Origin of the sequence: Streptomyces sp. W16 (assembly GCF_033194735.1) — a bacterium.
Taxonomy (GTDB): domain Bacteria; phylum Actinomycetota; class Actinomycetes; order Streptomycetales; family Streptomycetaceae; genus Streptomyces.
In genome coordinates this window covers 21,406-30,675 of the sequence record NZ_JAWOAI010000051.1, presented here as the reverse complement: position 1 = coordinate 30,675, position 9,270 = coordinate 21,406, and the positions used below count along the sequence as shown (strand labels likewise).

General features: G+C 70.8%; 8 protein-coding genes. 3 read left to right on the top strand and 5 right to left on the bottom strand.

What is annotated here, in order from left to right; translation table 11 throughout:
• A partial coding sequence (locus R6V09_RS09825; RefSeq protein WP_317880969.1) for an AfsR/SARP family transcriptional regulator occupies positions 1–2,832 on the bottom strand: 2,832 nt, incomplete at its 3' end.
• 136 nt (positions 2,833–2,968) lie between these two features.
• Between R6V09_RS09825 and R6V09_RS09820 the strand changes: the two genes are divergently transcribed.
• The 3 genes from R6V09_RS09820 (at position 2,969) to R6V09_RS09810 (ending at position 5,116) form a co-directional block, all read left to right on the top strand.
• Positions 2,969–3,265 (top strand): Dabb family protein, encoded by a 297-nt coding sequence (locus tag R6V09_RS09820; RefSeq protein WP_317880968.1) that lies wholly within the window; start codon positions 2,969–2,971, stop codon positions 3,263–3,265.
• Positions 3,266–3,390: 125 nt separating this feature from the next.
• Positions 3,391–4,185, top strand: a complete 795-nt coding sequence (locus R6V09_RS09815; RefSeq protein ID WP_317880967.1) for an SDR family NAD(P)-dependent oxidoreductase — start codon at positions 3,391–3,393, stop codon at positions 4,183–4,185.
• Positions 4,186–4,318: 133 nt separating this feature from the next.
• Positions 4,319–5,116, top strand: coding sequence for a tyrosine-protein phosphatase (locus R6V09_RS09810; RefSeq protein WP_317880966.1), 798 nt, complete (start codon positions 4,319–4,321; stop codon positions 5,114–5,116).
• Between the two features lie 18 nt (positions 5,117–5,134).
• Here R6V09_RS09810 and R6V09_RS09805 read toward each other — a convergent pair whose 3' ends face one another.
• The 4 genes from R6V09_RS09805 to dxs all read right to left on the bottom strand — a co-directional run bounded on the left by R6V09_RS09805 (position 5,135) and on the right by dxs (position 9,254).
• Positions 5,135–5,260 carry a DUF6126 family protein gene (locus R6V09_RS09805; RefSeq protein WP_317880965.1) on the bottom strand — a complete coding sequence of 42 codons (126 nt, stop codon included), beginning with the start codon at positions 5,258–5,260 and terminating at the stop codon, positions 5,135–5,137.
• Positions 5,257–5,889 (bottom strand): helix-turn-helix domain-containing protein, encoded by a 633-nt coding sequence (locus R6V09_RS09800; RefSeq protein WP_317880964.1) that lies wholly within the window; start codon positions 5,887–5,889, stop codon positions 5,257–5,259. Before R6V09_RS09800 ends, R6V09_RS09805 begins: the two co-directional genes overlap by 4 nt.
• Before the next feature lie 75 nt (positions 5,890–5,964).
• Complete coding sequence (locus R6V09_RS09795) at positions 5,965–7,350, bottom strand: aspartate aminotransferase family protein (RefSeq protein ID WP_317880963.1); 1,386 nt, start codon at positions 7,348–7,350, stop codon at positions 5,965–5,967.
• Positions 7,347–9,254, bottom strand: coding sequence for a 1-deoxy-D-xylulose-5-phosphate synthase (dxs, locus tag R6V09_RS09790; RefSeq protein ID WP_317880962.1), 1,908 nt, complete (start codon positions 9,252–9,254; stop codon positions 7,347–7,349). The genes R6V09_RS09795 and dxs overlap by 4 nt, the downstream gene beginning before the upstream one ends.
• Positions 9,255–9,270: the final 16 nt, after the last annotated feature.

Sequence of the window (9,270 nt, the reverse complement as noted above, 5' to 3'; positions counted from 1 at the left end):
CCAGACCCCGTCGAAGACCGTCTCCGCGTCCGCGAAACGGCCGTCGTGGAAGGCCAGCACTCCGCGCAGGTTGGCCACGGCCGCCTGGAGGTCGTCCGCACCGAGTTCGTCCGCGAGCCCGCTCACGTCCACGAGCCGCCCCTCGGCGGTGGCGAACTCCCCCTCGGCGATGTCCAGGCAGGCCAGCCTGAGCACGGTGTACGCCCAGCGGGTACGCGCCCCGACGGCCCGCAGGATGCGGGCAGCCTCGGCCCACTGCTCGCGGGCCCGGGCGCGCAGGCCGTCGCTCTCGTCCGCGTCGCCGCACAGGGTGAGGGAGAAGACCCGGGCGAAGTCGTCCCCGGCCGCGCGTGACGCCGCCACGGCGAGCAGACCGTGGCGGCGGGCCCCGTCGATGTCGCCGCGCTGCAGGCAGTAGGTCGACCAGTTCGTCTGCAGGACCGCCCGGTCCCAGTGGAATTCCGTGTCCGCCACGGCGGCCTCCGCCACCGCGAACAGTTCCTCCACGTCGTCACGCCCGTCGAGCATCGCGTGCAGCGCGTCGTAGCACAGGCCCAGGACCACGAGGTCGGGGTTCTTCGCGTGCTGCCAGACCGCTGTGTGCCGCTCCCCATAGGAACCGGCTTCCGTGTGGTGCCCGGCGACATGGTTGAGCCAGGTCAGCCAGGCGATGGTGTAGAAGAGCGCCCACTCGTCCTCCTCGGTGGGTTCCGCGGTGCGCGGGCCGGCCGCGGCGTCGTAGGCGAGCAGGCCGCGGTGGAGGCGGTCGATGCCCTCTTCCTCCCGGCCGCTGAGGAACCAGTAGTAGCCCAGCCGCGCTTCCAGCAGCAGCGCCTCGGCCTCCCTGGACCTGGCTGTCATCAGGTCCGACGCGGCCCGGATGTTGGCGGACTCCTCGGTGAGCCGGCGGGCCCACTCCTTCTGGGCGCGGGACGAGATGCCGGCGCTGCCGTCGCGGACGAAGTGGGCGGCCCACGCCATGAGCCGGTCCTCGGCCTCCGGCGCCCGGCCTTCCTCCCGCAGCCGGGCGAGCGCGTACTCGCGGACCGTCTCCAGCATCCGCAGCCGGGTCCCGTCGGGGGTGGAGAACGGGACGACGAGCGACTTGTCGACCAACTGGGCCAGCACGTGCAGCAGTTCGGCACTGTCTGCCCCGTGCAGCGCGGCGGCGGATTCCACCATGTCGAGGGAGCAGCCGCCCACGTACAGGGCCAGTTCCGTGAACAGCCGCTGCTCGGCGCCGTCGAGGAGGGCGTAGCTCCAGTCGAGGACGGCGCGCAGGGTGCGGTGTCTGGCCGGTGCGGTGCGCTCTCCCTTGGTCAGCAGGGCGAAGCGGTTGTCGAGGCGGGCCTCGATCTGCCTCACGGACAGCAACCGGACGTGTGCGGCGGCGAGTTCGACCGCCAGCGGCAGCCCGTCGAGCCTGCGGCACAGTGAGCGGATGTCGCGCAGCGCCGCCTCGTCCGGGGCGAAGGACGGGTCGATCATGGCGGCGCGGGCCCCGAACAGGTCCGCGGCCTCCTCGTCCGCCATGGGCGCCAGGGGGTACAGCACCTCGGCCGGGACCTCCAGCGGTGCCCTGCTGGTGGCCAGCACGGTCAGCGCGGGGCACCGGCCGAGCAGCGTCGCCACGAGCGGGGCGACGGCGTCGAGCAGGTGCTCGCAGTTGTCGAGCACGAGAACGGCCTGACGGACCGTCAGGAACGAGGTGATCCGGTGCACGTAGTCGTGCGGCGGCTGGTCCGGCCGGACGGACGCGTCGGAGAGTCCGAGCGCGGCGGCGACCACGGCGAGCGCGTTCGCGTCGTCGGCGGGGGCCAGGTCGACCCACCAGACGTTGCCCCGGGAGGGCTGGAGGAGCGCGCACACCTCCAGTGCCAGCCGCGTCTTGCCGACGCCGCCCGGCCCCAGCACCGTCACCAGCCGCTCGCGGTCGACGACCTCCCGCAGCGCGCCGAGCTCCTTGTACCTGCCGACGAACGGGCCGAGCGGCCGGATCGGACCGCCTTCGCCGACCGCCGGCCGGACGTCCGTACGCAGGGAGGACAGCGAGGACGGGCAGCCGGACGCGGCGGCCGGCCCTTGGAGGGAGGGGTCCTGGCGGATCATCGCGGTGTGCAGGGAGCGCAGCTCCGACGAGGGAACGGCACCGAGCTCGGACCTCAGCAGCAGACGGCCCGACTCGTAGACCTCCAGGGCCTCCGCGGTCCGCCCGCAGCGGTGCAGCGCCAGCATGAGGCGGGCCCGGGACCGCTCGCGCAGCGGTGCCAGCGACACCAGGGCGGTCAGTTCGGGGACCAGTTCCCGCGCCCGGCCGAGTGCGAGACCCGCGCTGGCCACGTCCTCCAGGGCGCCGAGCCGCAGATCCTCAAGACGGGTCCGCTCGGCTTCGAAGACCCGTCCCTCCAGGCCGTCCAGGGCGCGTCCCCGCCACAGCGACAGCGCCGACCGCAGCTCGCTCTCGGCCTTCTCGTACTCCTCGGCGGCCAGACGCTCACGGCCCGCCCGGACCGCCGCGTCGAACGCGGTCACGTCGATCTCGTCGTCCGGTCCCAGGACGATCCGGTACCCGCCGTGCCCGAACAGCAGGCGGGTGTCCTCGCCGCCGGCCGTGAGCGCGGACCGCAGCTTGGCCATCTGGACCTGGAGCGCGTTGACCGGATCCTTGGCCCCGCGTTCCTCCCACAGCTCCTCGATGAGGGTGTCGCGCCGTACGACGGCCCCGTGGGCGAGCAGCAGCCGCCCCACGATCGCCCGGGAGACGGCGCCGGGCAGGACGATCGCGCCGTTGCCGTTCACCAACTCCGGGCGGCCGAGCAGTCGAAAGAGCATGGCCGCCATTCTGCCGTCGGCGGCCGAATGCTCCGAAGGGCCTGTCGGCGCGTCGCGCCGGCAGGTGAACCGAGTCGTCGGACGCCTCGTAGACGTCCACGTCCACCGACACGCGACGCCGACGGCAGGAGCGGAAATGATCCGGAACATCGTCTTCTTCAAGCTGAACGACGGTCTCACGCGCGAATCCCCGGAGGTGACGGAGGGCTTCGAGCTCGTGCGGAACCTGGAGCGGGAGATCCCCGAGATCCGGCAGTGGGAAGTGGGGTGGCACGTGTTCGACGAAACGCCCGTCTCCTACGACTTCGCCCTGAACAGCCTCTTCGACGACACCGCCGCCTTCCAGCGGTACTTCAACCACCCCGCGCACCTGGCCGCGATCGCCCACTGGATGGACCACGCGACATGGGTGGTCGTCGACATGCACGTCTAGCCGCTCGGGCGGCACCGCCCGGGCTGCCGGCCGAAGTGGCAGGCCGGTCGCCCTGCCGCCAGGCTGACAGCAGACGTACCGGCACGCAGGACGGACAGACGGACACACAGAGGGACTGGTTCCACATGCAGATCGACCTGACGGGACGCACCGCGCTGGTGACGGGTTCGACGCAGGGCATCGGCGCGGCGATCGCCGCCGGACTCGCGCGCTCCGGCGCCCGGGTGGGGGTGAACGGCCGGAACGAACAGCGGGTCGCGGAGGGCGTTGCGCGGCTGGCCGCGGAGGTGCCCGGTGGCGCCTTCGTGCCCGTGGTCGCGGACGTGGCGAACGAGGAGGGCGCCGCGCGCGTCCTGGAGGCGCTGCCGGAGGTGGACGTCCTCGTCAACAACCTCGGCATCTTCGGTTCCGCCGACCCGCTGGAGATCAGCGACGAGGAGTGGCGCCGCTATTTCGAGGTGAACGTGCTGGCCGCCGTACGGCTGACCCGCAAGTACCTGCCGGGCATGACCGGGCGCGGGTGGGGCCGGATCCAGTACATCGCCAGCGACTCGGCGATCGTCGTCCCGGCCGAGATGATCCATTACGGCATGTCCAAGACCGCGCTCCTCGCGGTCGGCCGCGGCTTCGCCAAGCAGGCGGCGGGCACGGGGGTGACGGTCAACTCGGTCATCGCCGGCCCCACGCACACGGGCGGTGTCGAGGACTTCGTCTACGAACTCGTCGACCGCGACCTGCCCTGGGACGAGGCGCAGCGCGAGTTCATGCGGAAGCACCGGCCGCAGTCCCTGCTGCAACGGCTGATCGAGCCCGAGGAGATCGCCAACATGGTCGTCTACCTCAGCTCCGACCAGGCCTCGGCCACGACGGGCGGTGCGCTGCGGGTCGACGGGGGTTACGTCGACTCGATCCTGCCCTGACGACGGGTGCCCCTCCCCGGCGAGAGACCCTGGTCAGAGCCCCGACGGCAGCCGGGCCGCGGCACGTATGTCGTATCGTCGACAGCGTGCCCGCCGGTGAGCCGCGTCGTCGGGCCGAGTGGGAGGAGTCCTCGTGACGCAGCAGATTCCGTCGACCGAGCCGGAGTTGTCCGGAGTGCGCAATTTCCGGGACGTGGGCGGGCTTCCGACGGTGGACGGACGGCGGGTGCGGCACGGTGTGCTGTTCCGCAGCGGGCATCTCGCGCACGCCACCGAGGAGGACGCCGCGTTCCTCGACTCGCTGGGCCTGCACACGGTCTTCGACTTCCGCAACGCGTCGGACCAGAAGCTGGAGGGCCCCGATGTCGAGCTGCCCGGTGTGCGCAATGTGAACCTGCCGCTGAGCGACCCGGCGGACGGCTCCGAGTTCTGGAAGATGGTCCGCGACGGCGAGATGGAGCAGCTGCGCGGGATCCTCGGCGGCGACAAGGGCGCGAACCGGATGATCGCCTCGTACCGCACGATCGTCACCGAGCGCACCGCCGAGCACTCCCAGGTGCTGCACGCGCTCGCCGAGGACAGTGTTCCGGCGCTGATGCACTGCGCGGCGGGCAAGGACCGCGCGGGTCTGTCGATAGCCGTGACGCTGCTCGCCCTCGGGGTGGAGCGCGAGGCGATCGTCGCCGACTATCTGGAGTCGAACGCCAAGCACCGCCGCTACAAGGTGCGCCGCAGCGGCTCCTCCGCCGCGGCCTACTCCCCCGAGGTGATGGAGCTCCTCAGCCCCCTCTTCGACGCCCGAGCCGAGTATCTGACGGCGGCCTTCGAGACCGTCGAACAGACCTGGGGCAGTGTGGACGCCTATCTGGAGCAGGGGTTGGGGATCACCCCGGAGATCCGGGAGCGGCTGCGCGAGCGCCTGCTCGACTGAACTCGCGCCCGCGGCGGGCTACTTGGCGCCCAGGGAGAACAACAGGTAGATGAAGGCCGCGAAGAGGTGGCCGACGGCGATGTAGATGAGGAGCCGTACCCACAGGGCGCGGGGGAACTTGTCCTCGATGTTGTTGCCGCTCATGGTGTGTCTCCGGTGATCGGTCCCAGGCACAGGGTGGCCGTGGGGCTCTGCAGCAGGGTGTGGACGAACAGGACCTCGACGCCGCTCTCGTCGGCGGCGGCGAGCCGGTGCGGGGTGAGCGAGTCGAAGTGGGCGCTGTCGCCCGGTGCGAGGAGATGCGCGGTGTCGCCGAGCCGCAGCCGCAGTCGTCCTTCGAGGACGTAGAGCCATTCCTCGCCGGGGTGCACGCGCACGATGTCGCCCTGGGAGCCGTACGGGATGCGGACGCGCAGCGACTGCATCCCGCGGCCGGGGGCGCCTGCCTGCCAGTACGTCCAGCCGCCCGCCCGGGTCGGTTCCATGTCGGCGGCGCGTACGACGGCTTCCCGGTCGGTGACCGTCTCGCCGAGCAGGTCCGAGACTGTCGTACCGTAGATGCGGGCGAGCGCGAGCAGCATCGGCAGCGAGGGCTGGCGCTGCCCGGTCTCCAGCCGGGAGAGATGGGCGGGCGAGAGTCCGGCCGAGCGGGCGGCGACCTCCAGAGTGAGGGAGGCGCGGCGGCGCAGGGCGCGGAGCTGGGGTGCGACGGTGGCCGGCAGGTCGTCGGCCGGCCCGGTAGGCGGTTCCGGCTCGGTCTCGGAAGAGCTCATGCTCTCCATTCAGCCGGACGTTTGCCTCTGCGGCAAATTTCTTGCCACAGAGGCAAAAACCTCAGTCCTGACGGCTCAGCGGTTGGCCACCGCCTGCTTCACCAGCGTCTTGCTGAAGTCCCACATCAGCCCGCCACCGCTGTGCGCGTCGTCCATCACGGCGGTGAAGGCGTCCACGAACCGGTCCACCTCGCGCTCGCCGACGGTCAGCGGCGGAATCAGCTTGATGACCTCCAGGTGGTCGCCGGAGACCTGGGTGAGGATGCGGTGCCGCTGGAGCAGCGGTACGACCACCATCTGCGCGAACAGGCCCTTGCGCGCGGCCTGCAGCATGGTCCAACGGCTGCGCAGTTTCAGCGACTTGGGCTTCCCGAACTCGATGCCGATCATCAGGCCCCGGCCGCGCACGTCGGCCAGCAGTTCGTACTTGTCGACCAGCGCGGCGAGGCGGGTCCTCAACTGGTCCCCGGTGGCACGGGCGTTGGCGACGATCTGCTCGTTCTCCATGACGGACAGCACCGCGAGGCCTGCCGCCATGGCCTGGGCGTTGGACCCGAAGCTCGCCGAGTGGACCAGCACCCGGTCCATGGACGAGTAGACCTTCTTGAAGATCCAGTCCTTGCCGAGGGTGGCGCCGACCGGCACATAGCCGCCGGACAGCGCCTTGGCGACGCACACCAAGTCCGGTTCTACGCCGTCCTCGTGCTGGTAGGCGTAGAAGTCGCCGGTGCGGCCGAGACCGGTCTGCACCTCGTCGGCGATGAGCAACGCCTTGTGCCGGCGCAGGAGTTCCTGCGCGGCGCGCAGATAGCCGGGCGGCGCCTCGTGGACGCCCTTGCCCTGGATCGGCTCCACGACGAGGGCGGCGACGTCGCCCTTCTTCAACTCCCGCTCCAGGGCGTCGAGATCGCCGAGCGGTACGGCCGTGTCGGGCAGCAGCGGGGCGAAGCCGTCCCGGAAGCCGTCCTCACCATTGACCGACAGCGAGCCGGTGGTCAGGCCGTGGAAGGCGTGGTCGCAGTACAGAACACGCGGCTTCCCGGTCGCGTACCGGGCGAACTTGAGCGCGGTCTCGACCGCCTCCGTACCGCTGTTGCCGAAGAACACCCGGTCCAGGTGCGGGCTGTGGGTGAGCAGCTTCTCGGCGAGCAGGCCGGGCAGCGGCTGACAGTCGAAGCGGGTGAGGTCCGCGAGCTGGGCGTCCAGGACGTCGTGCAGCGCCTTGCGGACGACGGGGTGGTGACGGCCCAGGCCCATCACCCCGAACCCGGCGAGCATGTCCAGGTAGTCGTTGCCGTCCGCGTCCCAGAAGTAGGCGCCCTCGCCCCGCTCGTAGACCTTGTCGAAGCCGATGGTGTGCAGCATGCGCGGGAGCTGGTGGTTGAGGTACTTGGTGTGCAGCTCGTAGCGCTCGGCTCCGCGCTCGGCCAAGAGCGCGGTGAGGTCGAACTCCTTGGTCATTCGGGTTTCTCCTTGGCTGCGTGGCCGGCCGTGTCCTTGACCGCCAGGCTTGCGCTGATCCGTCCGGCGACCTCGACGGGTGTGAGGCCGATGTCGGCGAGCACCTCGCCGCGTTTGGCGTGCGCGAGGAACTGCTCCGGGATGCCGAACCGCCGTACGGGGACGTCGACTTCGGCGTCCCCGAGGGCCAGCGCCACGGCGGCGCCGACGCCGGAGGCCCGGCTGTTGTCCTCGACGACGGCCACGAGGCGGTGTTCGGCGGCGAGGCCGGGCAGCGCCGGGTCGACGGGTTTGACCCAACGGGGGTCCACGACCGTGCAGTTGATGCCCCGCGCTTCGAGGAGTTCGGCGGCCTGGAGGCAGACGGGCGCCATCACTCCTACGGCGACGAGCAGCACCTCAGGTGTCTCGGCGCCCCGGTGCAGGACGTCGAGGCCGCCCACGCGGTCGATCGCCGGGATCTCCGGTCCGACCGACTCCTTCGGGAAGCGGACCAAGGTCGGCGCGTCGTCTACGGCGACCGCTTCCCGCAGCTGAGCGCGGAGTTGGTCGGCGTCACGCGGCGCGGCGATCCTCAGGCCGGGCACGACCTGGAGGATGGACATGTCCCACATACCGTTGTGTGACGCTCCGTCAACTCCGGTCACCCCGGCACGGTCCAGGACGAACGTCACCCCGCAGCGGTGCAGCGCCACATCCATCAGGAGCTGGTCGAAGGCGCGGTTGAGGAAGGTGGCGTAGACGGCGACGACGGGATGCAGCCCACCGGTCGCGAGGCCCGCCGCCGACACGGCCGCGTGCTGTTCCGCGATGCCGACGTCCCACACCCGGTCGGGGAACTTCGCGGCGAACTTGCCGAGGCCGACCGGGTGCAGCATGGCCGCCGTGATCGCCACGACGTCGTCGCGCTCCTCCCCGATGCGGACGATCTCGTCGCCGAACACACTTGTCCAGGAAGGGCCGTTGGAGGGCACGAGGGGCTCGCAGGTGAGCGGGTCCATCACGCCGACGGTGTGGAAGTGGTCCTCCTCGTGGGCGAGGGCGGGTTCGTAGCCGCGCCCCTTCTCCGTGAGGCAGTGGACGAGGACCGGGCCGTGGAAGCGTTTCGCGCGGCGCAGGGCGGACTCGACGGCGCCGATGTCGTGTCCGTCGATCGGGCCGACGTACTTGAGGCCGAGGTCCTCGAACATGCCCTGCGGGGCGAACGCGTCCTTGAAGCCCTTCTTCGCGCCGTGCAGCGACTCGTAGACGGTGTTGCCGATGACCGGCGTGCGCAGCAGGACGTCCTTGCCCCAGGCGAGGACCTTCTCGTAGCTGTCGGTCGTGCGCAGGGTCGCGAGGTGGTTGGCGAGGCCGCCGATCGTGGGCGAGTAGGAGCGCTCGTTGTCGTTGACCACGATGATCAGCGGGCGGTCCTTGGCGGCGGCGATGTTGTTCAGCGCCTCCCAGGCCATGCCGCCGGTGAGCGCGCCGTCGCCGATGACCGCGACGACATGGCCCTTCTCGCCCTGCACCTGGCGGGCCTTGGCGAGGCCGTCGGCCCAACCGAGCGCGGTAGAGGCGTGGCTGTTCTCGACGATGTCGTGCTCGGACTCCTCGCGCGAGGGATAGCCGGACAGGCCGCCCTTGCCGCGCAGCTTCGAGAAGTCCTGACGGCCCGTCAGGAGCTTGTGCACATAGCTCTGGTGGCCGGTGTCCCAGACGATGCGGTCGACCGGTGACTCGAAGACCCGGTGCAGCGCGATGGTCAGTTCCACGACGCCCAGGTTGGGCCCGAGGTGTCCGCCGGTCCTGGCCACCGCGTGGACCAGGAACTCCCTTATCTCTTCGGACAGTTCGCCGAGTTCCGCCTCGGACAGCGACTTAAGGTCGCGTGGTTGCCGGATGCTCTCCAGAATCGTCACGTCGGGCCCCCTTCGG

Bases quoted from the DNA above. Each gene is read 5' to 3' on its own strand.
- R6V09_RS09800 (WP_317880964.1), bottom strand. From the start codon at position 5,889: ATGAGCTCTTCCGAGACCGAGCCGGAACCGCCTACCGGGCCGGCCGAC.
- R6V09_RS09820 (WP_317880968.1), top strand. From the start codon at position 2,969: ATGATCCGGAACATCGTCTTCTTCAAGCTGAACGACGGTCTCACGCGC.
- R6V09_RS09815 (WP_317880967.1), top strand. From the start codon at position 3,391: ATGCAGATCGACCTGACGGGACGCACCGCGCTGGTGACGGGTTCGACG.
- R6V09_RS09805 (WP_317880965.1), bottom strand. From the start codon at position 5,260: ATGAGCGGCAACAACATCGAGGACAAGTTCCCCCGCGCCCTGTGGGTA.
- R6V09_RS09795 (WP_317880963.1), bottom strand. From the start codon at position 7,350: ATGACCAAGGAGTTCGACCTCACCGCGCTCTTGGCCGAGCGCGGAGCC.